This is a genomic window from Candidatus Zixiibacteriota bacterium, assembly GCA_019038695.1.
In the GTDB taxonomy this organism is placed as follows: domain Bacteria; phylum Zixibacteria; class MSB-5A5; order GN15; family FEB-12; genus B120-G9.
Genome location: JAHOYZ010000003.1, coordinates 33,383 through 57,873 on the forward strand (window position 1 = coordinate 33,383; position 24,491 = coordinate 57,873).

Here is a 24,491-nt window from a genome sequence, read left to right on the forward strand (position 1 = left end):
CCTCCGAGAGATTTATTCGTGTGGTATTGACACACTCATGCACAAGATCAGTTCACGGTTTCTTCAATCCAAATTCCTTAATTTTCCGCGATAGATTGGCACGGTCCATACCCAGCCTACGAGCGGCTTCCGATATATTCCCTTTCGTCTCGACCAGCATCGCAGAGAGCAGCTGTTTTTCGTAACCGGTCAGACGATCCGCCAGAGACATCGACACATCCTCCTCGGCACTCGACACCATGTCAAGAAGATCGTCAACTGTAACGGTTCGGTCACGATGGAATATCGTCAGCCGTTCAATCATGTTCTTTAGCTGTCTGATATTGCCTGGATAGTCAAGCGTCGTCAGGTATGCCATCGCCTCAGGTGACAAACGGCAGCTACCCCCTGGATCAAACCGACGCAGAAACTCACCGGTAAGCAGAGGAATGTCCTCACGGCGACTTCGCAACGGCGGTACTTCGATAGTAACAACTGAGATGCGATAGAACAAGTCCTCGCGGAATCGGCCTTCGGAGATCAAGCTTTTCAAATCACGGTTAGTGGCACAAACTAGACGCACATCCACCAGGCGCGCCTCGGTCTCCCCTAACCGTTCTACCTCCCCCGTCTCAATTACGCGCAGTAGTTTCGCCTGGCATTCTATTGGCAGGTCACCAATCTCATCCAGAAACAATGTCCCGCCATCGGCCAGAATGAACTTACCCGGATGGTCCTTGACCGCCCCTGTGAAGGCACCTTTCGTATGGCCAAACAGCTCGGATTCAAACAGGGTTGTTGGTATGCCAGGACAGTTGACTTTAATAAAGGGCTGGTCACATCGATGACTCTGGAGAAAAAGACGCATAGCAACCAATTCTTTGCCGGTTCCGTTTTCGCCAGTGACAAGAATACCTGCGTCAGTTGGAGCGGCCTTAGTTACAGCTGTTAGAAGTTTCTCCACTGTCGGTGAATGGCCAATAATCTGCGATTCCGATTCCATCTCCCCCACCAGAATCATCCGTTGTCGATTGGCCGTGGCCAACAACAAGGCTGATCGTACACTGGCGAGAAGTTTCTCAGGTGGTGCCGGCTTCTCCAAATAGTCAACAGCTCCGAGCTTGATCGCCTCCAGAGCAGTCGGGATGTCCGATTGACCTGAGACGACCAGAACCGCAGGAGATACTGGAATGTCAGATAGAGCCCGCAGAAAATCCAGCCCGGACATTCCCGACATATTGAGGTCCAGAAGCACAAGATCAAACCGTTGCTTGCGTAGTGCTGCTATTCCTTTGTCACCGCTTCCAGCACAAACTGTAAGATATCCCTCGTCGCCAAGTAGCGATGAAAACGACCGGGTGATACCAGGCTCGTCATCAATAATGAGGACACGCTCAGACATCAAGTCCCCCTTGAGTCTTCGGAATTGTCATCGTCACGACAGTGCCTTCCTCAGGCATTGATGTAATATCAAGGCACCCGGATAATTCACTTACGGTTCGTTCTACTATAGCCAACCCCAAACCGCTACCGGTTGATTTGGTAGTAAAATATGGGATACGCGCCGTCCCCTTAACATTCTCTGTCATACCGCAACCATAATCGCGGACAACAACCCGAACCAGGTCGTCCTCCTCACGAAGGCACAATTCTATTCTGCCCCCAACCGGAGTAGCCTCCCTCGCATTCTTGAGCAGGTTGTGCAAAGCTTCCCGAAAGTAAGTGGGGTCAAGCTCTACGTGCACTGGGGGAGCGGGTAATTCGAGTTCAAGATCATACTCCGTTAGTTGCTCGCGGTACAGTTCTGTCACGGATCGCAACAACTCTACCAGGTCGGTCTCCTCGATTTTCGGTGGAGGTAGTTTGGCAAGTGCGGAGAACCGTTCCGCCAGACGGGTCAGATGCTTGATGTCGTCCGCAACCGCCCCCAGAGGTTCTTTCACAGCATCATATGCTGACTTGTCACTCAACGCCTTCTCAATTTGATACAGGGAAATCATGATCGGCTGCAACGGATTTTTCAACTCATGGGCAAATCGACGAGCCACATGGCGCCACGCGGCCACGCGCTCGCTCTGGGCCAGTTGAGCCGTTGTCGTTTCCAGTTGAGCGGCCATGTGATTGAAACTCTCCACTAACGTCCTTAACTCACCTGTCGCATGAGTGGTAACCTTCTGATTAAAATCTCCACCAGCAATCGCTTCGGAAGCGAGAGCCAACTGAGCCACCGGTCGCGAAAGACTCTCCGAAACACGACGTGACAAATAGTAGGCCAAACCTGCCGCCACCAGTACCAGGCCAGCAAACAACAACGCCAGGAACCCAAGATAACGACCAAACAATCGCTCTCTTGATAGTTGACGAATACGATCAGAACGATACGAGTCCATCATGGCTGAATACTCTTGCCCATATACAACACCAGCAAGGATCACCTCCGAGTCACTAATCTCTCGGCTTGAATACTGTAATACCAGACTGTCCACCTCAACAAAGCCATCAGGTCTGCGATTGACAGCCTCTGATACCTGGGCGATAACATCAGGTGCAAGCAGGCTATCTCCCGCAATCTGGATACATGTTCCCGATCTTGTCAACAAAACGAAGTTTACAAATGAAGTCGAAGCAGAGCTGTCATCAATCAGCACATCAATATCAGTACCAATGAGAGTAGTCGTCTGGCGCTCAAAGTAGTCGACTAAGTTCAGGAAATGATCGCTGGTCGCCGCCGATGTCATCTCAGCCGTCTCAGTGGCTATGTAATAACCTGTTACGGTCAGGAGAACCGAAGGGACAAGAGCGAAAACCAACAGCAGCCGGAATATTCTTTTTCCAAATACTGAAGACATTATGGCTGTTGGCGAAAACGCGTGTTATAGTCAGCCAGGGCCTGGATGTGAGATTCGAAAGCTATTTTGTCCGGAAGCTCGTCGAAGCTAAAGAAACGTACTTCAAGAGCATCATCGGCTGCCTGCAGTTCGCCCCCGACCACATCGGCCAGGTACAGCAACAGGATAGCATTGGTTCGGGGATCGTCATCGCCACAGTATACTTCAAAAAACGGCCCCAGATCAATATCAAGCCCGGTTTCTTCTTTCACTTCCCGAACCACCGTATCGCGCGGGTGCTCGCCCCATTCCATGAATCCGGCCGGGAAGCACCACCACCCTATCCGTGGGGGATGAGCTCGCTTGACGAGTAGAATCTGATCGTTTTCAACAATAAAAGCCCCGGCGGCTGGTACCGGGTTCTGATAGAAAATGAAACCACATTCGGGTCCAGTACAGGCCATCCGCATCCGGCCGTCAATGTCCTTCTCCTCCAGTACCGCGGAGCACAAAGGACAGAACGCATAACCACAGTGATTATTCTTTCGGGCAAGTAGTTTGTCTGCATCAAATGCCTGGTGCTGGTCATCCATCGAAACGAACCTTGTTATTAAGTTTCATAGAAATAACAGTGGTGTCATCGCGTGGTGGAAATATTGGGTCAAAGTTTCGCACATCTTCGAGAATGTAATCCATAATACCCTGAGCGCAATCATCACGCCGCGAGGATACCCATTCGCGAATTCGATTTTCCCCGTACTCCTGTTCATCTTCATCCATCGCCTCAGATAGACCATCAGTGAACATGAATAGCACATCGTCAGACTCCATGCGAATCGAACTTGATGTATACTCCATCTGTGGCAAAGCTCCCACCAGAGGACCACCAACTTTCAACAGTTCGATCTGTCCGTCAGCCCGAGCCAATATTGGGTAGTTGTGCCCACCGTTACAGTAAGCCAGTTCACCACGAACGATGTCCAGTTCACCATAAAAAATGGTAACGTATTTTTCGGGCGATGTTGCCGCCGCTAGCTGCTCGTTCATATTGCCAAACATAGTTGCAATGCGACTGCCGTTGTTGACTTCGCTGTGGATGATAGCCTGAATCTGAGCAATCATCAGTGCTGCGGGCATACCCTTGCCCGAAGCATCAGCGATGACAATACCCAAACGGCGATCATCAATGGGAATGAAATCATAGAAATCTCCCCCCACTGTACGTGAGGGTGTCGAGTGTACCGAAATAGCAACGGTGTCCAGTGCTGGAGGATGGGATGGCAAAAGATCAAGTTGAATCTGTCGCGCCATGGAGACTTCTTCCTGCAATCGAGCCCGCTCCAGCGATTCGACATAAAGCCGCGCGTTGGTCAGCGCGGTCACCATCTGATTAGACAATACTCCAAGCAGGTTAAAATCGTCCCCCGAGTACTTGTACCCTGCGACCTTACCGCTAAGGGCGAGAAAGCCCAGCATGTGCTCGGCATCCTTCATTGGTAGAATTAGTCGAACATCGTGCTCCTTGAGCATCCCCGCTAACTTGGAATCCTCCATATAATCAGCCAGAGAATGTAGATAGGTCGGCGACTCCAGCATATTGATTCCGCGCAGAAGAAGGTCATCGCGGTCGATCGCCACACGCCGGGAGAAGTCGTCACTGCGGAGAATGGCGTATTCCTCAATCTCGTCATCATACAATACGAAGTAGACTCTCTCCACCAGAAGAGATGTCTTAAGTGTTTCTTCGATGATCTGACGTAGTTTGAGAGGATCAAAAAGCGAAATCACCTGTCGAGAAAAACGCTCTATAGCGCTTTGATGATCTGTACGGGTCCGCATAAATACGGAGCGAATAAAGGTATCCATCCCGCTGTTGATGGGCTGAAAACAAAGTAAAATCAGAATAATGAGAGCATAGCTGACGATCTCCGTCTGAGCTCCGAAAATCGGCTGAAGGAGGCTTTTCGATTGCATCACCAGAACAATGTAAATCCCGACCAGCAGGGCGGACGTAATGGTATACACAAACGATTGTCGAAAACGCAGGCGAACATCAAGAAATTGGTATCGGACCGTGGCATAGACAATCATGCCAACTCCGATTGCGCTAGCAAACACCAGCATAGCAGAGGTGACACCCTCGGTGAATAAATCGGGGAGTATCAGATTGCCTGCGAAGGACAGGACGAATATACCCAGGCCAGACCACATACCTCGAAACACGATACGAGTCTGGGTTAGCAAACGTGGGTTGGTCACAAGACGCCGGCCCGACTCCATACAGTAGATCGCTATCAGTACGTACGCTACGCTGAGCCACCCAAAGATAGTCGTATGGTAGGTTCTGATAAAACTGATTACCAACAGAATCAACGAGAACAGATGTTGCATCGGGACCAAAATAATCCGCGAGAATCCGCCGGCATCGGGGTCAATCTTCAAGGAGCCAAGTAATCCAGCCAATTGGCCATAGAAAAGCATGAGCAGCAGGTGCAACACCGCCGGCATAAAGAGTAGATAGGGCAGGCGAGTACGTTGAAAATCCTTGAATCTATCCTCAGGGAAGATCATCGAAAACAGCACGAGGAACGGGAAGAAAAACTCCCAAACATACTGAAGATTGAAAAGGGTGGAATCGCGAAAACCAAGGGAAGCTTCAGCAGACTGACTGACTACAATACCAAGGGCCAGAGACAACGGACCAAGTCCGGCGAAAAACAACATCGCACCGGTAACACGGTTGAGCCGGTTGGCTAAATTGTCACGCACCACGGTGAGGGCCAGAAAGACCAGGAATCCACCGGTCAGCGTGAACGAAACAGATCTAATCAGATCAGCATTCATCTCAAGGAAATGTTCTCTACCTCAAAGGTCACTTAATTGTCTTTGTAATTGCAACCGTAGTTCCATTGCCCGATACATTGATATCCACTTTGTCCATCAATGACTTCACGATAAATAGCCCCCGACCGACTTCCTTCATGAGGTTTTCATCAGCCAGAGGATCAGCTAGTTGGTCGGGATCGAATCCCCCACCACAATCGGATACCGTGATTTTTACTTCACCGTTATTACACTCAACCTCAACAACAACCGCCTCATCAGGTGCTGCCTTCTGCCCGTGTATCACGGCGTTATTGACCAGTTCCGAGACCGATATGGCCACGTCGGCAACGATCGACTCCTCGGCCTCGAAACCACGTAGAAGACCTTCAACGAAGGAATCAACGTCGGCGAGATACTCCAGATTGGGTGGAATTGTGATCTTGTTCCCGGTAATTACAGGATTGTCCATGTTGTATCAGTCTCCAGGGAAAAGGCAAGCCTGACAGGATCAGACCGCCATAACGATTTCTTTGCCAGTGGTCGCAACCTCTCGTTGATTACTCAAACGACGAGATGGCGTCCTCTACACTATCATGAGCATCGAAAACCGTAACCAGCTTGGTGATAACCAACAACGACTGAATCTTGTCAGTAACATTGGCGAGTTTCAGTTCTCCCTCACTGTTACGCAGGGTAGTATAGCTGGAGATCAGAATACCCAAACCGGTAGAGTTCATCCAATCGACCCGGGATAAATCGATTACAACTTTCTTCTTCCCGGCTTCGATGATCTCATGAAGCTTGTCGTGCAATAAGGTTGCATCCGGACCGCCCATAATCTTGCCCTTAGGTTCCAGAACGATCACTCCACTCTGTTCGCGATCGGACAATTTCATATTGTCCATACCTCCTATGTTTGTACTTTATTTGTTGTACGTATTGGTAACATCCATAGTTTCCGGCTCTCACTTCAGCCTCGGATTCACAAACCGCTTGCTGGAACCAACCACGACAGTCACTCGAAGGCTGGTCGAAATAGACCGTAATTCACAGCCCAAAAAGCACTTACGCTTCGAAACACAAAGAGTAAGAAACAACCGGACAAGTCAAGGGCTTTCTCAAAACCGACGCTCTTTGGGATACCCGATTGTACGCAGTTTACAGTGATAAACGGTTATGGACGCAATGCTCTACTCTGGAGTTGAGAGTTAACGTCGCAACGTTTCGAGGAGCATCTTGTTGTAGTACTCAATCAGGTCGTCCCGACGCAGAACACCGATAACCTTGCAGCCTTCTTTCTGGTTAATAACCGGAATCATCTTGAAATCCTGCACACCAAACATGTCAAAGGCTTTCTCCAGGTCATCATCATGATTCAACACCACCGTATCCTCCTTCACGAGGTCGTTGGCAATAACCAGATTGTCGAGCGTATGCTGGCTCAACAGTGATCGCAAATCCTGAAATGAGATAACTCCGCGAATAAGGTCCTGTCGATCAACGACAATGAAATACGAATCGCCACTCGTCTCAACGCGAGCGAATATCTGCTGGAGGGTAGCCGAGGCTGAGATGGTTTCAAAAGACTTATCCATGATCTCAATCACCTTGTGTGATCGCAAAACATTGATATCACGACCTCCTCGAATATCAATACCGCGACGAATGAGTTTGACCGTGTAGATTGAGTACGGATACAGCCGCCTGGCCACCAAAGCGGAGAAAACAACGGTCACCATCAGCGGTAGAATTATTCGATAGTCGGATGTCATCTCAAAGATAATCAACAAGGCGGTGATAGGCGCATGTGTTGTGGCCGCCACCATACCGGCCATGCCAACCAAAGCATAGGCACCCGGACTGGCGGTGATGTCGGGGAACTGTGAATGAACCAACACACCAAACGCTCCCCCGACTACAGCTCCCATGAACAGGGACGGCGCGAATATCCCCCCTGAGTTGCCCGACCCCAGCGTCAAACAAGTCGCCATCAGCTTCATGAAGATGAGCACTACCAACAGCCCGATACCAATCTGACCGTGCAGGGTCAACTTGATTGTCTCATATCCGTCCGCCAAAACCTGCGGGTAGAACATCGCGATCCCGCCCAACAACAATCCCCCCAGGGCCGGTTTGAGCATCGGTGACATCTTGAGTCTGTCAAATACATCTTCGAAGAAACTAAGAACCCGTGTGAAGCCCATACCGGTAGCTCCCAAAAGAAGACCCATTACCACATATAGGGGCACTTCCCAGGCCGAAACCAGAGAATACGCCGGGACTTCAAAAGCTGGATGATCGCCCATAAATGATCGCGTGACAACCGACGCCACTACCGATGAGAGAATTACTGGAGAAAAAGTGCTGATCGCGAAGTCGCCCAGAATTATCTCAAGTGAGAATATGACTCCAGCGATAGGAGCATTAAAGACTGAGGAAATTCCAGCCGCCGCACCACAACCGACGAGAATTCGAACTCGATCACCAGACATCCGAAACATCTGCCCGACCGTCGAGCCAATCGCAGAACCAATCTGAACAATCGGTCCCTCACGACCCGCCGATCCACCCGAACCTATACAGATCGCTGAGGCTACCGTCTTGGCCGCCGCGACCCGGGGCCGAATAATACCGCCCATACGTGCCACGGCGTTCATAACTTCGGGAACACCATGCCCCTTAGCCTCACTGGCAAACTTGTAGACAATTGGCCCAACTAATAATCCGCCCAGCATTGGGATCAAAGGCAACCACCACTTGATGTCCCACTCGCCCAAACCTTCCGTGAGAATCTGATCGGTAAGCCCAAAAAATAGATCATTAAAATACCTGATGAGCATTACAAAACCGATCGCTCCAAAAGCTGTAGCCAAACCTACAAAAACCGCCAGTATGATCAGAACAGTCGTACCGGACGGTTGTAGTTGACGGAGCACTTTGTCGAGATTGGGCACGCGCATAGTATGACGAATGTATTCCATTTCCATTATTTGGCAAGAGGTATTTGGACGCGGCTGCATCTAATTCCTTCCTGGATCAAACCGCCGTCAGGGACTTGACATTATTCTCCCAGAATGTACCTTCCTTGTGATAAGTTCATCTTAGTTGGGTTTTAGGCAGCGAGGTTGTTTTCATGCGCAAAAAGGCTGATGCCGTCATTATCGGCGGTGGGATTATTGGTTTGTCGGTGGCGTTCTACCTGGCTAAAGCAAAATATGGTCAGATAGTCGTCCTGGAGAAAGAATCATTCCTTGGATCGGGAGCAACATCAAAAGCTGCCGGAGGGATACGTGCTCAATTCTCGACAAAAGTGAATGTCGAAATGTCCATGCTTTCGGAGAAACTCTTTTGCCGCTTCAAAGAAGACACCGGACATGATGCACTGTTTGACCAGGTGGGCTATATGTTTCTCCTTGAAGAGGACGATGCTGTCAGCCAGTTCACCAATCAATATGAGTTACAGAAGTCGCTCGGATTCAACGTCGAGCTTCTCAAACCGGACGATATTGCTGCCCGCGCACCGCACATCAGTCTCGAAGGCATCCAACTGGCCACTTTCTCCCCCGATGACGGCCTCGGCGATCCTCACGAGTTTCTTTCCGGCTACGAACACGCCGCGCGTGACATGGGCGTTGATATCGAACTTGAAGCTGAAGTTACCGCTATTGCCATCGAAGGCGGCAAAATCACCGGTCTTTCGACCCCAAAGGGCAACATCAGTACGCCAATGATTATCAACTGTGCCGGACCACAAGGGGGATTGATCGGCGACATGTTGGGATCCAAGGTCGCCGTTCAACCTGTCAAAAGACAGATCGTGACCACTGGAGCACTTGATTTTATAAAACCCGATTTCCCAATGGTCGTCGATGTCAAATCGGGTCTTTACTGCCATAAGGAATCACAGGGAATGCTTCTGGGATGGGCCGACTCCTCGGTTCAGCCGTCATTTGATATTTCCATCGACCCCGACTATACCGACACGATCCTTGAAAAGGCTCTGGACAGAATCCCGCAGTTAGAGACAGCTGAAGTTGCCAACCAGTGGGCGGGACTGTACGAAATCACCCCTGACCATCATGCCATCATTGGTTACGACGGGGGAATAAAAGGCGTCTTCCATTGTACTGGTTTCTCCGGTCATGGATTCATGCAAGCCCCCGCAGCAGGATTGGTAACGGCGGAGATTCTTTCGGGTAAGCAACCATCGGTGGACATCACAGCCCTGGCCCCAGACCGTTTCGCGGTTGGCACCCTCGTCAACGAGACAAATGTGATCTAGCAGGCATAGCCTGTTCTTAGTAAATACCGTCTTTCAAGTTCTTAGTAGGGCGGAACCCCCTTAGCGGTTCCGCCATCCCCCGGTAGGTTTCGGTTGCTTGCCAACCTGACACTATTGTCAGGACCGCAAGGGTCCTGATTCTACGAGGCTATTTGGATCAACGGTACGAACGTGAACCTCCAGCTGAGTCCCCCTGTCCCTTAACAATACGCCATTTTTCACTTGACATGTACCAAGTGGTCCATTATACTTCAGGGCGATCCTACAACCACACGGCATGACACCACGAAAACATACTGATATTCCTACGAGACGATGTTAGGATTTGTCTATAACATGATTCGAGCTAACGATCTATGGAGAGGGATCGGGGAACAGGGGAATAGATCAGCGGATCTCTTTGTGAACTACAATGCCAGAGCTGGAAGTGATGATGAATGCATTTTGCAGGAGTGCGATTGTGGGGTTATCCTCTCTGGTAACATGCACCGTAGTCTTCAACTCTCTGCCCTTCTCCACGATTGGGTATCCAGCAGGTGTTAGACCTTATTCGGTTGTGTCCGCTATATATGAGAAATTCGATTTGTGAGTTCAGAAGTGGTGAAAGATAATCAACTCGGAAAATCACGACATACAATAAAAGGAACGTGAGTATGGAAAAAATCTCATGGATACATTGCACTTTCAGGGAAGGCTCAAAGGAACATCACAAAAAGAGCAAAACCACAAAGGAAACAGGTGATGAAAAATCTATTGGCAGTTACAATGTTAGCTGTGACAGCGATGTTGCTGGCGGCTTCCGGAGGCGAGGCTAGATTCTATATCGATATCCCGGGTGCGGAAACGAACTACATCCCGGCCAACACGCCTTTGACTATTGAGGGCAAGATGGATAACAACACCGGTGAGAATGTGATTGGAATCTCCAACGGTATCCGTATCTACTCGCCCGACGGTGCCGTCTGGCAAACACCGACAACCACGATCGGCAGTAGTGTAGCAACTTATTTCGATTTCCAAGCTTCTGTCAATGAATTCAGTGTCAATGGGACAAGCGACGACACTATTGGCATCATCGCCGTGGCGACAGGTGCAGGCGTTCCTAACGGCCTTACTGGCCTGGAGCTGTTCTCGATCGAAACTCAGATCAACTCCTCCGAGGTCGGTAGAACGATTTGCATCGATTCGACATGGTTTCCGCCATCCAATACCTGGCTGTGGGTAACACCAACCGGTACGGTTATCCCCGACTGGGAAGGCCCGTACTGCTGGAATATCGTTATGCCCGATACCTGCTACGCCGACGGCGATGCCAACGGAAATGGTACTCCCTTCGAGCTTGCGGATGCTGTGGAGTTGTCAAATGTTCTCATTAACTGCGCCAGTCTAACGGCTCCGCTATATCATGTGGATCTTAACGGCGACTGCCTTGTAGACTCACTGGATCTGATACTTATAGTAGAGTTTATCACAACACAGGATACGTCGATTTTCGATCCGTACGGCGGTTATCCGGTACCTACTTGTTGCGACCCTGCTTTGGCACGGCCCCCGCAAACGGTTGAGATTTTTGGCCTGGAACACACTTCCTATGGCTCAAGTTGCCTGGATACTGTAAATGGTGAGTTGATTATTTTCGACAATGGAGATCCGGGTGAAGCTGGTGTAGAAATTGATCTTGGTGAGGTAACCGGAGTGGTGTTTGAGAGTTATTTTGACACTCCACCTCAAGATGGCGACATTATTCACTATGACATCATTGGTCAGATTGATGGAATACCAAACCAACCTCTTACAACCGTGGATGAAGTTGCAGTTGTTGACGAGACTGCAGTCATTCCGGATTTCGTATTCTGCGGATCACCCTCATTCACCGTGGCAGTAGTAAATGAAGGACTCTATGTGGATGGAGCGTCTGGTCTGACCGGAGAAGCGTTCCGGTACAAGTGGATTGATGCTGGGACAATGACTCCACGAGCTGACGCCGCGGCAGTAAGGACAAGCGGTGAGGCTGCTGCTCGGGCACGAAAGGCTGCTCATGATGCTGCTACACGAGATGCTCTAATCAAAGCAGCAAAAGCAGGCGGCATAACCTGGGCGGGCAGAGAAAGTGGAGGTGGCCCTGGAACGACAGGAGCGAAGATGGAGGCTACTATCGCCGCACATAGTCCTGTAGTGGCTGATTTAGTCATCATCTATCCAGACGACTCAACTTATCAGTATGACTTCATCTCAGATATTCAGATATCACTGACTGAGACACCAATGGCAGCCATTCCCTATGAAGGTATAGCCATGTTTAATAGTGTCTATTGTGCTCTTGGTTCGGCTACTTTTGAAGCAAGCGATGGCATGCTTACTATTGATAATATCGGCTCCAGTGGTGATGATGGTGTATCCATCGAGGCTGGCGAGACCGATTACTTATCAATAAGAACAGGAGACATAAACTCTCACGAAATGCCTGTCGGATCGTATCTCCAGCACTCATTTTCCGGAACAGTGAATGACACTCCCGGTCAATCACTGGGTGTCCTGAGTGTCGAATTCCACCCAGACAGTATTGGTTTTAGCGCTAACTTCGCACCAATAGGTGCCGACAGCATATTCGCAACGTACTACTGTAGTGCTGGCCCTACAACGGCCGAATGGATTATGGGCGCAGACATAACGCTCTGTTTTGAAGGCCAGCTATACTATGGAGCCGGGGCCGCAATGCTTCTTGATATGCTGGGGGGTAGCATTGACTGGTTTGATCTCATCTGGAAAACAGGAGAAAGATCTAATCCTGATACTGTATTCTACGAGGTTCATTTCTATCCTGCAATCTCCGGCCACACTATACAATCAATTGATGGTGCAACCGTCCAAGCTGCCCTTCTCGATTCATTTAGTATTATTAATGTAACTACAGCCCCACCTTCCTGCTGCAACGGCGACGGCATACGCGGCAATGTCGACTACATATTGCCCGATGAAATCAACATTGCTGACCTGACATATCTCGTAGCGTACTTATTCACAGGTGGGGCAGAGCCGTCGTGTATAGATGAAAGTGATATAGACGGCAATGACGAGATCAATATAGCCGACCTAACTTATCTGGTAGCGTATTTGTTCACTGGCGGTCCACCACCGGTGGCGTGTCCGTAGAGAACGATCAGATACTACGATGAGCCAGCGGCCACTTCTCACATCGAGGAGTGGTCGCTCTCTTTTGTGCCCAATCTGTGCCCACGGGTGGCAAAAACAGATAAAACCAGACACAAACAAACAAAACCAAATAAAAATGACTAAATTAGTCCGGCATAACACGTTATGACGTAATATATACGTACACAACACCTTACGAATTAGGGGGTCGGAGAACACAAGGGTCCTGACCTACTAATGCTGTTACCCCATCATCCTCACCATTTCCAACTGACTCAGCACGCCTGCGACGGCCGTCTCGACACGAAGTACCCAGCGGCCAAGCGAGAAGGGCTGAAAGCCATGGTCTTTCATCAGGTCAATTTCAAACGGAACCCAACCTCCCTCCGGCCCAATCGCCACGCCCACCGAGGTGGTTTTTCTGTCGTACACGTCTGAGAAACAGCTTTCGGCTGAGGGATCGGATAAACACAAAGTGTTCTTCTCTTCTCTCTGAAGTTCGGGAAGCTTGTCCAGAAAGAACGGCTTGAAGCGATCATGAATAGTAACCTCCGGCAGTCGGGTGTGTTTGCCCTGACTAAGTCCCTCAATAAGAAACGGCGTGTAGTTTTCCGGCTGAAGCAAAGGGGAATGGAAATAGCTTTTTTCGACCCTATTGGCCCGAATCAGATGTATCCGCCGCACAGCCATCGTCGCCGAAGTTAGTAGCACTTTTTTGAGAGTCTGCGGTCGCGGCAGAGCACAGATCAGGTCAACTATCGGCGATGGATCAGGTACTTGCGCCAATTGTCCACACCGCAGCACCACTTCATTATCAGTGACCTTTTCGATAATTGCTGTCCCTTGCGGGCCGTCGAGGAGGCCCACCTCGACACTGTCTCCGGGCTGACTGCGTAAGATAACTCGAATGTGTTCTGCTCGTCCGTCGGTCAGATGGTAGGAAAACTCTCCCCTGCTGTCAGCTTCTGTGAGAATAATCAGGTTCATAGCAACGCCAGACTCAATAGGCTCTCCACAGGCTCCCTTCGGTTCCTACAATCCACATACATTACAAACGCTAACCTTGCAGTCCGCTGGGTCCAACAAAAAAGAGGACCACCGGCCGCCATTGACGAAATAGGACGGACGGGGGCGTCTGCCGCCCACAGTACATCTGGCAGAAGACACCCCCACGCTCTTGACAGTGCATCAAAGTAAACTTACTATGCGACAAACATGAGCAAAACATGGAAGGTTCTGACTCTATGAAAATACTAGTCTTACTATTGACATTGCTGGCCCTTCTGGTGGTCGGTTGCTCTGAGCACGACACCGGTCCTACAGGAAGTGACCCTCTGGCTGAGTATGATGAGGGGCTTAACCTTAAGGTTACTTCGCAGACAGAGACCAACAACATCTTGATCGGGTTTAGTATGCCCGCCCCGGGATCATACACTCTTAGCGTACTCAATGTTACCGGCTACACGATTCGCTCCTGGCAGGGCACTACCTCTGCTGGCCAGATTCAGATTGCGTGGGATGGTACAAACAAGGATGGTAAACCGGTCGATGTTGGACTCTACATCTATGAACTTGAGGCGGCCGATCTGACAGCACGCCAGGTCGATCTTCTGGGAGGGCTGGGATCATGAAGGATTCACGCAGACTAACCAACCACGGAGTTTCCCGAGTGCTGGTTCTTGCAATATGCCTGTTGATTGTCTCTATAGGACTGATTCCGGCAACGGTGTCTTCCGAGGCAATAGCTGATCAGCGTGAGAGTAACTACAAGGTCTGGGTGCAGGGTGGCTTTTTCACTCCCGCCCGGGGTAAGATGCGCAGCATTTACGGCGACGCGCTCAGCGTTGCGGGAGGTGCAGAAATACGGATAAGTGGGCGTCTCTCTGTGGGAGCATACGGTGGATATCTGGAACTGGATAAAGGCGACATTCCGTTGAAATACCGCAACATTTACGTCGTTCCTACGGTGACTTTTTCGCTCTTAGAAAACGAGCGTCTTAATCTATACAGTCAATTGGGAGTGGGACTCAATTTCCGTGAGATTCAGTTCAAGTGGCTCTACGAGCAGAGAGACTTCGGCCTGTCCGGCAACATGGCGGTCGGAGTAGATTACCTCCTCAGCGGACCATTCATTCTTGGAGCCAGAACAACCTTCGACTTCATTTACGACCCGGATCCCACCCTTGGAGACTTCGGCAATACCGGTGGCTTTAATTTCCAGATCAGAGGTGGACTCGTATTCTGATATGCTCGTTGCGGCAGGCGCAAGTGCCTGCCGCAACAGCTGCCCAACATAGACATTGACAATTCCGTACTACACTGGTTATTTCCCTGCAATAAATTAAGTAACCCGATCCCTCAGGTGAACAACCCGTTATGTCGGAAGAAATTGTCAAGACAGCGTTTCACGATCAGCATATCGCCGCGGGCGCGAAGATGGTTGACTTTGCCGGATACCGATTGCCGATTCAGTACCAGGGCATTACGGCCGAGCACCTGGCCGTGCGGAATAACGTCGGCCTGTTTGATCTCTCTCACATGGGTGAATTTGAGGTCTCCGGCCCCCGGTCGCTTGATTTTCTCCAGAAGGTGACGACCAATGATGTGGCTGTCCTTGAGGTAGGTCAGATTCAGTATAACTGTATGACGTTGCCTTCGGGAGGGATCGTCGACGATCTGCTTATCTATCGCCTGCCGGCCAGCTATATGCTCGTAGTGAATGGCGCCAACATCGAGAAAGATTTCGATTGGTTGCGCTCCAACCTGACAGCTGATACCGAGTTGATAGATCGATCGCCTTATACGAGCCTGCTGGCTATCCAGGGTCCGAAAGCAGAACTCGTGATGAGCCTGATCACCGATCATGACCTTGCCAACATGCCTTACTATACCTGGGTCGAGGCACCTGTGGCGGGTGAAACGATGATGTTCTCACGCACCGGCTACACTGGTGAGGATGGCTTTGAAATCTACATCGCCCCCCAATATGCCGATTCCGTCTGGAAGGCTGTTGTAGAGGCCGGTAGTAAATATGACATGGCACACATTGGGCTGGGAGCACGCGACACCCTGCGCCTGGAAATGAAGATGGCACTCTATGGCAACGACATTGATGAGACAACGACACCAATCGAGGCTGGTCTGTCATGGATAGTCAGGCTTGATAAAGACTTCATCGGCCACGATGTTCTGGTCCGTCAGAAAGAAGAAAAGCCGAAACGCCGTCTGGTTTGCCTGGAGCTGGAGGGAAAGGCTATTCCGCGTCCGGGATATGATATTCTTGATGGTGACGAAGTTATCGGCAATGTAACATCAGGGACGTTCTCCCCCAGCCTGCAGAAACCGATTGCTCTAGGGTATGTCCTTCGCCGAAAAGCCAAGTCGGGTTCAACTGTGTCAATTGCGATCCGCAACAAGACCGCCCCTGCGGTTGTCGTAAAACCACCGTTCTACAAGAACACTTCGCACAAGTGAGCCGATAGACTATGAAAGTAGACCTCTATCTAACCCCGTTCCCGTTTGAACAAGCGGCAGTTGACAACAAAAGCGTGGTTGTAATCGATGTCCTTCGGTCGTCCACTTCTACCTGTGCCGCCCTGATGGCTGGCGCTCGCGGTGTGATCCCCACGGCCGGACCCGGAGAGGCTGCAGAGATGTGGACCAGGATCGGTGCCGACATGGCAGTTCTGGCCGGTGAACGCAACAATCAACGAATTGAGAACTTCCAGCTTGGCAATTCCCCCAGCGAGTTTACGACCGAAGCAGTGGGCGGCAAATATGTCGTCATGACCACTACTAATGGAACCGCGATTTTCGGTAAAGCCCAGAAAGCAGCTTTGGTATTGTGTGGCGGAATCGTCAATGTCTCTTCGGTAGCCGCACATATCGCCCACGAAAAACGCGACCTGTTGATTGTGTGCGCCGGTAACGACGGCGGGTTTTCAATCGAGGACACTCTGTGCGCTGGGATGCTGATCCACATTCTGAGTGCGAACCACAAAACAAAGGTGCAACTAAACGATGCCGGTTCGCTTGCCCTGCTACTATGCCGAACCAACCAGTCAGCCCTGGACAAGACCGTCAGTCATGGTGAACACGGTCGACGTCTGACTTCGGATGGATTCGGAAAAGACGTTGCTATCGCTACCGCGACCGACTCGATGCCGGTCCTGCCCATATTGGTAGATGGCCGACTGGTTGCACAGGAAATCAAATAGTGAGCCTTCCCTCAATTCCGTAGGTATAATAGACTATGACAAGATTGCTGATTGTTTCTTTTATTCTCGCGCTTTCGCTGATCGGTTCAGCCGGAGCGACGGACGGTGTAAAGTTTGCCATCGCCGTATACCAGTCCGACAGCCTGGGGGAGCAACATCTCCTGCTGACCGACACCATAAATCTCGCCAGGGATATCACAGCGTCTGGATTCCTGCTGACTTCTTCGACCGACATCCAATTGAGTGCAATCGACAGCAGTCGTTGTACTTTTGCCGTTCACCTGGTCACATTGGGTTCGTCGGCACGTACATATTCACGAAACTTCACTGTTGAATACGGACTACCTGCTAAGATCAATGACATCATCGGCAAGAACGACGGGCGCTACTCACTGGTCCTGACTCCTCTAGAGAGAGTGGATATCGACCCCAATCGGTGTGAGTTCGATCACGGGATAAAAGGAACATTCAAATTCAATCCAACGGCCCATTTGGACATCTACTTCATCCCCAATTCGTTAGGAGATTTCTACTGGGAAACGGTCAAGGGAATGATGGAGTTTGAATACCGACAATTTAAAAATATCTTCGGCCTCAACCTGCCGGGCAAACACAAACTGTTTTTGTGTCCTTGCCCCCTTAATTCGGTAATCTGGGACATGAGATTCGGACAGGTGATCGATCCGACCCGCAATACCAGCTTCGCTCTATATGCACCGGGAGTCAATTCGGCCGATCCGTTCCTGATTCTACAGACAGCAATACTCCGGCAATTCGGTTATGCCCCTCCTTTCCTGTCGGAAGGTGTGGCGGGCTATTTGTCGCTAGCAGCCTTTGATATGAAGCAATTGATAGCCGATGGTCGGGCGATTCCTTTGGACGAACTGCTAGACACCTATACGTTCTTACAGGCCCCGCCAGCCGTGGCCGACCGCAGTTGCGCAACCTTTGTGAAGTTCCTGATCGATACCTATGGTCTGGACCGATTCCGCCAACTATTCATTAACGCCGACGACCTTAATCTAGCCACGGAGTTGACCAAAGCATATGGACAATCAGTGGACAGTCTGGAGCAACAGTGGTTAACATATGTTGACACGACTACTTTTTCGCTCGTCCAGCTCGGAGCATTCGTCGACCGGGCTGAGGCGATGTTTGATTATTCCCTCATGAACGATTACGCCCAGGGCATGGTTACCATGGCCGCTACACCCGGGGACTCGTTGATGGCTCTTACGGTCCTGAAGAAGGCATGCTTTCTTGTCGGGGACTACTATGGAGCAACCGAAGCCCAGCAGGCATTGCTTGTCTTGCGTCCGAATGAATCACTCTCAACGCTGTCTTTAGCTGGATATAAGATGATGAATGGCCTTTACGAGGAGGCCCGCCGTGATCTTGAACATGGCCTGGAGTTCGACTCGACCAACAACTTCTTGCGTTGCAATCTGGGATTGAATCATTTGCTCACAGGTGATACACTGGAAGCGCGTATGAATCTCATGGCGGTCATTGCCAATCATGCCCAACCACAGGCGCAGTCTGAAGCGAGGATAATGCTGGCCGATTTACTGGCCATCTCCGGACAGGAGTCCGACCGAACCAAGGCGGAGGAATACTATCAGTACGGCCTTAATGCTTTCGGACAACAATTGCAGCTTTCTGCGGCCAATCCGACCGCTCACTTGTGGATGGGGATATCAACGCTGGGCCTGCAAGATGCCGGTAATGCACTGAACTATCTGGAAGCAGCCTTGTTCACCGAAACGCGACCATTCTATATTGGCATGATTAATCTCTGGCTTGGAAAAGCCAATGATATTTTGGGCCAGCGTCAAGCTGCCCGTGATTTCTATGGAGCTGTCCTGGCTGGAGCGGCCGCCCATTACCATCAGGAGGAAGCGCGGAGATTCCTCGATCAACCTTATACGCAATAGAGCAACACCGTGTTTAGCTTTCTCAGCCCCTCGATTCTTATAGCCGGTCTGGCGGCCCTGATTCCGCTGATCATACACCTGTTCTCACGCCGTCGCGTGAAGGTTGTCGAGTTTTCATCCCTCAAACATCTACAAGCAATGAAAAGGCAACAGGTTCGGCGGCTCAAAATCCGCCAGATTCTTCTCTTGCTTCTTCGCATGTTGATCCTGCTGGCCATAGTGCTTGCCTTCGCCCGTCCCGCCACCCAGTCCGGCAGCATAGGAACTCACGCCTCGGTCTCTGCCGTCATCCTGTTTGACAATTCAGCATCGATGAATCGTGAAGTCCGCGACGGCAACCTTTTCGAACTATCCCGCAAACGGGCAAACCAATTGCTGGATTCATTCGCAGACAAAGACGAAGTGGCTCTCATTGCCATGGGCGGGAGTAGTAGTTATGAAGCACTCTCTGGATTTGGCTCAATGGCCACCGCCAGAGAATGGTTGGAACGAGTGACGCCTGGTCACGGTCGGGCCAACCTTCAAGCCGCCCTTGTAGAAGCAGCTGACCTGCTCAACACAGCCGACAATCTCAACCGGGAATTGTATCTCCTGAGCGACCGTCAACGTTGCTCACTGCCGGACAGCACAATTCTGGACGATTGTCAAGCGCGGGTCTACCTCGTGGATATCCCACTGGAGGAGGACGACAATTGTGGCATCGTCGACGTAGACCTCGGCAGCCACCTGCTACTTCCCGGACATGATTTCGACATCACCGTTACTATCAAGAACTATAGTCCGCGTGATCGCTCAGATATTATCGCATCGCTCTTCATGGACGGCCACCGTGTCACTCAGGTCGATGTAAAAACTGTGGCCAATCAGGAGACAGTTGTCCGCTTCACTCGAACAGTATCACGGGGCGGCTTCCACAGTGGGTATGTAGAACTTTCGGATGACAAATATGCCGCCGATAACCGGCGTTTTTTCAGCTTCCACATTCCCCGGCAGTTCAATATCCTGCTTATTGGTCAGGGGGAAGTCGCCCAATTGACATCCCTTGCCCTGGCACCATCGCCAGCGCTCAATCAGCACTGGTCGGTAAAAACGGTCGCACCTGATAACCTCGGTGGAACAGATCTCGCCGACTATGATGTCATCTTTGTCACCAGCCCGACCGGTCTCTCCCCTACTTTTGTGGAACGGACTCGGTCCTTCGTCAGGCGTGGCAAATCGATGCTGGTGGCATGTGGCTCGGTTGCCGACACCGGACTCTTCAACAAATCATGGTCAGAACCTACCGGACTGGTGTTCGACAAAGCCGCGGCCAGCCAGGTCACACGAGCCGGGTACTATTCTCTTGCCTCGGTCGATATAAACCACCCGGTGTTTTCGATCTTCGGTTTTGAGTCCAACAAAATACCGGAACTGAAATTCTATACGGTGCCTCAAGTCCACTCTACCGACGATGCCACCACTCTGGCCAGATTCTCCGGCAACCATCCCGCCCTGGTGGAAAACAGCTATGGCTCCGGACGGGTACTTACCTTCACCGGACCTCTCAGCCCCAGGTATTCCGACCTGACCGGCCATGCCATGTTTGTGCCGTTCTTGTCTCGCATCGCAGAATACCTCGCCTCCGATCTGTCGAGTTACGACCGTGATCTCTTCGTGGGAGACAACATCGTGCGCTCCATTGCGCTGGGCATGTCGGCCTCCTCGTCACTTGAAATGATCACCCCCGACAACCTCCTATATTATCTGACACCGGAGGAGGACCAGGCCAGCCTGATTCTTCGAGTGCAACCTACTGACCAACCGGGGATCAACCAGGTACGCTATCTGGGCCGTGAGGTCGACCGCTTCGCAGTGAACATCGATCCCCTCGAAGGCGATCTATCGGCCACTGATCCGGAGTCATTCGCCACTGCTATTGGTGCGCAAAAATACTGCCTGCTTGAACAAGACCAGACTCTATCAGCCGCTATAGGTGAGTTTCGCTTCGGCAAGGAGCTGTGGCCCCTGTTCCTCTGGCTCGCGATAATGCTCTTGATCAGCGAAATGCTGTTGGCCCGGGGAACTCCCCCCGAGGATGAATCATGACACTCCTGGCCGCTGAGAACATCTCAAAGAAGTTCTCCGACCAGGTCATCCTGACCAAAGTCTCATTTACGATCAAGACCGGCGACCGCATCGGACTGGTAGGGAAAAACGGCATCGGCAAAACGACCCTGTTCGAAATACTGGTCGGCAACATGGATATAGATGATGGCAGTATCACCCGCTCTCGCAGCTGCGTCATCGACTATATCGCTCAGGACAAAACAGACATCCTGAATCTGTCGCTGTTTGACTACGTTGCTTCAGCCCGACAGGACCTCCTCGACATGAGAAGTGAAATGCGTACGCTGGAGGAACTTCTGGCCCGGCAACCGGAGGACAAAGCCAGCCTTGACCGCCTTGGCTATCTACAACCCCGGTTTGAGACATTGGGTGGATTCACCTTCGAACATGAGGTTGGTACTATCCTTCACGGTCTCGGGTTTGAAAAAGACCGCCACCATGAACGTATCGCTAATTTCTCGGGAGGCGAAAAGAACCGCGCCGGTCTGGCTCGTGCCCTTGCCGGACGTGGTAATCTCCTGCTCCTGGATGAACCGACCAACCATCTGGATATTGAGTCGACTGTCTGGCTGGAAGGATACCTCACCCAGGCCGACAAGGTCTACATTGTCATTTCTCATGATCGCACTTTCCTTTCCAATACCGTACAGCAGGTGTGGGAAGTTCAATTCGGACGACTTCATGTGTACAAAGGCGACTTTGACCGCTACATAAACGAGCGCAAAGAACGCCGACGTCTTCACGAACACCATTACAAACACCAGCAGGAAGAGATCAAGCGCGTCGAGGAATATATCCGCCGTAACATGGCCGGGCAGAAAACGAAACAAGCCCAATCCAAGCTGAAGTATCTGTCGCGTATCAAGCGGTTGCCTCCCCCCCGAAGCGACGGGCAGGGACCAGCTATCCGGATGCAATCATCAGGGCGATCATACGCACATGTTCTTGAAGTGCAGAATGTAGCGCTCGGTTATGGTTCCAACGACGTTGTTAGTGACGTGTCATTTGATCTTTATCGTGGAGACAAGGTCGGGCTGATCGGCCGTAACGGCTCTGGCAAAACCACTGTATTGCACGCTTTGACCGGCGTTCTGGCTCCGACTTCGGGCGAGATTCGATTGGGGAATAACCTTGACGTTGCCTATTTCGACCAGGAGCTGACTGACCTGGAGCCGAATACTACGTCCCTGGACACAATTTGGAATCTTGATCCCACCGCTGACGGCAACAGGATTCGTTCTTTCCTTGCTCGATTCGGATTCACCGGTGAAGATTGTTTCAAGATGGTCAAGACACTTTCGGGCGGCGAGAAGACCAAGTTGGCGCTGGCCCGTTTGCTATATCACCCAGCCAATTTCATCATCTTTGATGAGCCTACCAATCATCTTGACCTGGATTCCCGCGAAGCGCTCGAGGAAGCACTCCGCGACTATGACGGCAGTTGCCTCATTGTCAGCCACGATCGTCATTTCCTTGATCGGGTAGTGGACCGGATTTTTCATCTAAGTGCCGGACGACTTACGATTTACGACGGCGACTATTCATATTTCAGGGAAAAGACAGCCGAGGCTGAGCCTTCCCCCGAACCCAAGGCACCAAAATCCAAAGATGCCTATCTCGCTTTCAAAGACAAGTCCAAACGCCGAGCGCGACATAAAAAGGCGATTCTGTCCACCAGGTCCAAGATCAAGGATATGGAAAAGGAACTGTCCGTGCTTGATGCGGACATCCGCCAGAATATCCCACGCTCCGATTGGGAGAAACTAAACGCAGCGACTGAACGCAAAACCGTAATCGAAGACCGGCTCCTGGATCTGTTCGCAACTCTTGAGCAATTGGAGGCCACTGAGCTTGATTAAACTGCTGGCCATCTCCGGCTCGCCGGTTACAGGTTCGTCTACTGACTTTCTCCTGAAACACGTCATGGACACGGTCGCTGCCAAGCTAAGTCTATCATTGGAAGTGTCTACGGAATTTATCAAACTGAACGACCTTAATTTCGTGCCCTGTCAGGCATGCGGCAAAGCACCCGAAAATGATTTCTGCACCTACGATGACGACCTGGTCGATGTTTACAGATCGGTGATTGAGTGTGACTGCCTGTTGTTCGGCTCACCAGTATATTTTGATTCCGTATCGGCTCAGGCCAAAGCGTTCATTGATCGCTGTAATTGTTTTCGTCCTCCTGATTTTGAGGGACGCAACACCGATCATGCTTTCGTCCGACGTATTGACCGGACGCGGCCAGGAGCGATCATATTGGCAGCAGGCGAACGCGGCTGGACCGAAGGCGCTCGTCGAGTTGTAGCCGGATTTTTCAAATGGACCGAAGTAATCAACAAAGGCCTGGTTACTTATCGCTCGACTGATTTTGTTACGGTGGGCGGTGTCCGCAACGACGGCGAAACACTAGACAAAGCGACAGAACTCGGTCACGAATTGGCCACCGAAATAGAGCAGAACCATGAGTGACAGAGATACAGAAATGTACTACCGCCTGCGCGCCCCGGAGTACGAGCAGATCTACTACCGCGAAGCCCCTGAACGTCGGCAGGAGATTGATGACGAAGCGACGTTTCTTCGTGATATCTCGACCGGAAAAGAAGTGCTTGAGATTGCCTGCGGCACTGGCTACTGGACCAGTATCGTGTCCGAAACAGCAGCTTCGATTGTCGCCAGTGACATCTCGCCGGAGATGATTGCCATTGCGCGCGGCAAAAAGTACCATTGCCCGGTTATGTTTTGTCGCTCCGATCTGGAACAACTACCGTTTGCCGGCAGCGCGTTCGATCTGATTGTAGTTGGTTTCTGGTTCTCTCACCATCCCCGGCAAGAGCATCACTCCTTCCTGGAACAAATCCAGCACCCCCTAAAAAACAACGGCCTTATCTGGCTGATCGACAACAATCCTCCCGCCGAAGGCCCGACCAACGAATCGCATCATGTTGACGAATACGGCAACAACTATAAGCGACGATTTCTGGATAATGACGAGGAACATATCATCCTCAAGAATTACTTCACCGAAGATGAGCTAGTTGATATTTTCGCCCGCCGCTTTCACATCGCCCGCTTGATCCACAAAACGTATTACTGGTCAATCCTGCTGAAAAAGGGCGCCGTTTAGAATTGCGCTGACATCTGCGATTCAGTATTGACCGGACCA

19 protein-coding genes are annotated in these 24,491 nt (G+C 51.0%); 11 read left to right on the plus strand and 8 right to left on the minus strand.

Translation table 11 applies throughout. The features are described from left to right. Positions 1 to 52: 52 nt before the first annotated feature. The 7 genes from KOO62_00795 to KOO62_00825 all read right to left on the minus strand — a co-directional run bounded on the left by KOO62_00795 (position 53) and on the right by KOO62_00825 (position 8,593). A complete protein-coding gene (locus KOO62_00795) occupies positions 53 to 1,381 on the minus strand; it encodes a sigma-54 dependent transcriptional regulator (protein MBU8932520.1) in 1,329 nt (442 codons plus the stop codon). Then, positions 1,374 to 2,828 (minus strand): HAMP domain-containing protein, encoded by a 1,455-nt coding sequence (locus KOO62_00800; protein ID MBU8932521.1) that lies wholly within the window; start codon positions 2,826 to 2,828, stop codon positions 1,374 to 1,376. The genes KOO62_00795 and KOO62_00800 overlap by 8 nt, the downstream gene beginning before the upstream one ends. Further along, on the minus strand, positions 2,828 to 3,400 hold the full coding sequence (locus KOO62_00805; GenBank protein ID MBU8932522.1) for an NUDIX hydrolase: 573 nt from the start codon (positions 3,398 to 3,400) through the stop codon (positions 2,828 to 2,830). The genes KOO62_00800 and KOO62_00805 overlap by 1 nt, the downstream gene beginning before the upstream one ends. After that, complete coding sequence (locus tag KOO62_00810; protein ID MBU8932523.1) at positions 3,393 to 5,651, minus strand: PP2C family protein-serine/threonine phosphatase; 2,259 nt, start codon at positions 5,649 to 5,651, stop codon at positions 3,393 to 3,395. Before KOO62_00810 ends, KOO62_00805 begins: the two co-directional genes overlap by 8 nt. 28 nt (positions 5,652 to 5,679) lie before the next feature. Continuing rightward, complete coding sequence (locus KOO62_00815; protein ID MBU8932524.1) at positions 5,680 to 6,102, minus strand: ATP-binding protein; 423 nt, start codon at positions 6,100 to 6,102, stop codon at positions 5,680 to 5,682. An 88-nt stretch (positions 6,103 to 6,190) separates the two neighbouring features. Continuing rightward, positions 6,191 to 6,529: an STAS domain-containing protein gene (locus tag KOO62_00820; GenBank protein ID MBU8932525.1), complete on the minus strand. Its 339-nt coding sequence runs from the start codon at positions 6,527 to 6,529 to the stop codon at positions 6,191 to 6,193. 312 nt (positions 6,530 to 6,841) lie between these two features. After that, positions 6,842 to 8,593 (minus strand): chloride channel protein, encoded by a 1,752-nt coding sequence (locus tag KOO62_00825; GenBank protein MBU8932526.1) that lies wholly within the window; start codon positions 8,591 to 8,593, stop codon positions 6,842 to 6,844. A 173-nt stretch (positions 8,594 to 8,766) separates the two neighbouring features. On the opposite strand from KOO62_00825, the gene KOO62_00830 reads away from it, so the two are divergent. Next, a complete protein-coding gene (locus KOO62_00830) occupies positions 8,767 to 9,915 on the plus strand; it encodes an FAD-binding oxidoreductase (GenBank protein ID MBU8932527.1) in 1,149 nt (382 codons plus the stop codon). Between the two features lie 741 nt (positions 9,916 to 10,656). Next, complete coding sequence (locus KOO62_00835) at positions 10,657 to 13,068, plus strand: hypothetical protein (protein ID MBU8932528.1); 2,412 nt, start codon at positions 10,657 to 10,659, stop codon at positions 13,066 to 13,068. Positions 13,069 to 13,311: 243 nt separating this feature from the next. Here the strand turns inward: KOO62_00835 and KOO62_00840 are convergent, their stop codons facing one another. Beyond that, positions 13,312 to 14,055, minus strand: coding sequence for a 16S rRNA (uracil(1498)-N(3))-methyltransferase (locus KOO62_00840; protein ID MBU8932529.1), 744 nt, complete (start codon positions 14,053 to 14,055; stop codon positions 13,312 to 13,314). Between the two features lie 257 nt (positions 14,056 to 14,312). On the opposite strand from KOO62_00840, the gene KOO62_00845 reads away from it, so the two are divergent. The 9 genes from KOO62_00845 to KOO62_00885 all read left to right on the plus strand — a co-directional run bounded on the left by KOO62_00845 (position 14,313) and on the right by KOO62_00885 (position 24,452). After that, entirely contained in the window at positions 14,313 to 14,699 is a 387-nt protein-coding gene (locus KOO62_00845) for a hypothetical protein (protein MBU8932530.1), read from the plus strand. Then, a complete protein-coding gene (locus KOO62_00850; protein MBU8932531.1) occupies positions 14,696 to 15,313 on the plus strand; it encodes a hypothetical protein in 618 nt (205 codons plus the stop codon). Before KOO62_00845 ends, KOO62_00850 begins: the two co-directional genes overlap by 4 nt. Positions 15,314 to 15,444: 131 nt before the next feature. Beyond that, positions 15,445 to 16,542 (plus strand): glycine cleavage system aminomethyltransferase GcvT, encoded by a 1,098-nt coding sequence (gcvT, locus tag KOO62_00855; protein MBU8932532.1) that lies wholly within the window; start codon positions 15,445 to 15,447, stop codon positions 16,540 to 16,542. 11 nt (positions 16,543 to 16,553) lie between these two features. Further along, a complete protein-coding gene (locus KOO62_00860) occupies positions 16,554 to 17,285 on the plus strand; it encodes a 2-phosphosulfolactate phosphatase (protein ID MBU8932533.1) in 732 nt (243 codons plus the stop codon). 35 nt (positions 17,286 to 17,320) lie between these two features. Next, positions 17,321 to 19,219, plus strand: coding sequence for a hypothetical protein (locus tag KOO62_00865; GenBank protein MBU8932534.1), 1,899 nt, complete (start codon positions 17,321 to 17,323; stop codon positions 19,217 to 19,219). 9 nt (positions 19,220 to 19,228) lie between these two features. Next, complete coding sequence (locus KOO62_00870; protein ID MBU8932535.1) at positions 19,229 to 21,304, plus strand: BatA domain-containing protein; 2,076 nt, start codon at positions 19,229 to 19,231, stop codon at positions 21,302 to 21,304. Continuing rightward, a complete protein-coding gene (locus KOO62_00875) occupies positions 21,301 to 23,184 on the plus strand; it encodes an ATP-binding cassette domain-containing protein (protein ID MBU8932536.1) in 1,884 nt (627 codons plus the stop codon). Before KOO62_00870 ends, KOO62_00875 begins: the two co-directional genes overlap by 4 nt. Then, positions 23,177 to 23,797, plus strand: coding sequence for a flavodoxin family protein (locus KOO62_00880; GenBank protein MBU8932537.1), 621 nt, complete (start codon positions 23,177 to 23,179; stop codon positions 23,795 to 23,797). The genes KOO62_00875 and KOO62_00880 overlap by 8 nt, the downstream gene beginning before the upstream one ends. Continuing rightward, positions 23,790 to 24,452: a methyltransferase domain-containing protein gene (locus tag KOO62_00885; GenBank protein ID MBU8932538.1), complete on the plus strand. Its 663-nt coding sequence runs from the start codon at positions 23,790 to 23,792 to the stop codon at positions 24,450 to 24,452. The genes KOO62_00880 and KOO62_00885 overlap by 8 nt, the downstream gene beginning before the upstream one ends. The last annotated feature ends 39 nt before the right edge of the window (positions 24,453 to 24,491 follow it).

Excerpts from the sequence above, each read along its gene's own strand:
- KOO62_00795 (MBU8932520.1), bottom strand. The coding sequence starts at position 1,381 with ATGTCTGAGCGTGTCCTCATTATTGATGACGAGCCTGGTATCACCCGG.
- KOO62_00800 (MBU8932521.1), bottom strand. The coding sequence starts at position 2,828 with ATGTCTTCAGTATTTGGAAAAAGAATATTCCGGCTGCTGTTGGTTTTC.
- KOO62_00805 (MBU8932522.1), bottom strand. The coding sequence starts at position 3,400 with ATGGATGACCAGCACCAGGCATTTGATGCAGACAAACTACTTGCCCGA.
- KOO62_00810 (MBU8932523.1), bottom strand. The coding sequence starts at position 5,651 with ATGAATGCTGATCTGATTAGATCTGTTTCGTTCACGCTGACCGGTGGA.
- KOO62_00815 (MBU8932524.1), bottom strand. The coding sequence starts at position 6,102 with ATGGACAATCCTGTAATTACCGGGAACAAGATCACAATTCCACCCAAT.
- KOO62_00820 (MBU8932525.1), bottom strand. The coding sequence starts at position 6,529 with ATGAAATTGTCCGATCGCGAACAGAGTGGAGTGATCGTTCTGGAACCT.
- KOO62_00825 (MBU8932526.1), bottom strand. The coding sequence starts at position 8,593 with ATGCGCGTGCCCAATCTCGACAAAGTGCTCCGTCAACTACAACCGTCC.
- KOO62_00830 (MBU8932527.1), top strand. The coding sequence starts at position 8,767 with ATGCGCAAAAAGGCTGATGCCGTCATTATCGGCGGTGGGATTATTGGT.
- KOO62_00835 (MBU8932528.1), top strand. The coding sequence starts at position 10,657 with ATGAAAAATCTATTGGCAGTTACAATGTTAGCTGTGACAGCGATGTTG.
- KOO62_00840 (MBU8932529.1), bottom strand. The coding sequence starts at position 14,055 with ATGAACCTGATTATTCTCACAGAAGCTGACAGCAGGGGAGAGTTTTCC.
- KOO62_00845 (MBU8932530.1), top strand. The coding sequence starts at position 14,313 with ATGAAAATACTAGTCTTACTATTGACATTGCTGGCCCTTCTGGTGGTC.
- KOO62_00850 (MBU8932531.1), top strand. The coding sequence starts at position 14,696 with ATGAAGGATTCACGCAGACTAACCAACCACGGAGTTTCCCGAGTGCTG.
- gcvT (MBU8932532.1), top strand. The coding sequence starts at position 15,445 with ATGTCGGAAGAAATTGTCAAGACAGCGTTTCACGATCAGCATATCGCC.
- KOO62_00860 (MBU8932533.1), top strand. The coding sequence starts at position 16,554 with ATGAAAGTAGACCTCTATCTAACCCCGTTCCCGTTTGAACAAGCGGCA.
- KOO62_00865 (MBU8932534.1), top strand. The coding sequence starts at position 17,321 with ATGACAAGATTGCTGATTGTTTCTTTTATTCTCGCGCTTTCGCTGATC.
- KOO62_00875 (MBU8932536.1), top strand. The coding sequence starts at position 21,301 with ATGACACTCCTGGCCGCTGAGAACATCTCAAAGAAGTTCTCCGACCAG.
- KOO62_00885 (MBU8932538.1), top strand. The coding sequence starts at position 23,790 with ATGAGTGACAGAGATACAGAAATGTACTACCGCCTGCGCGCCCCGGAG.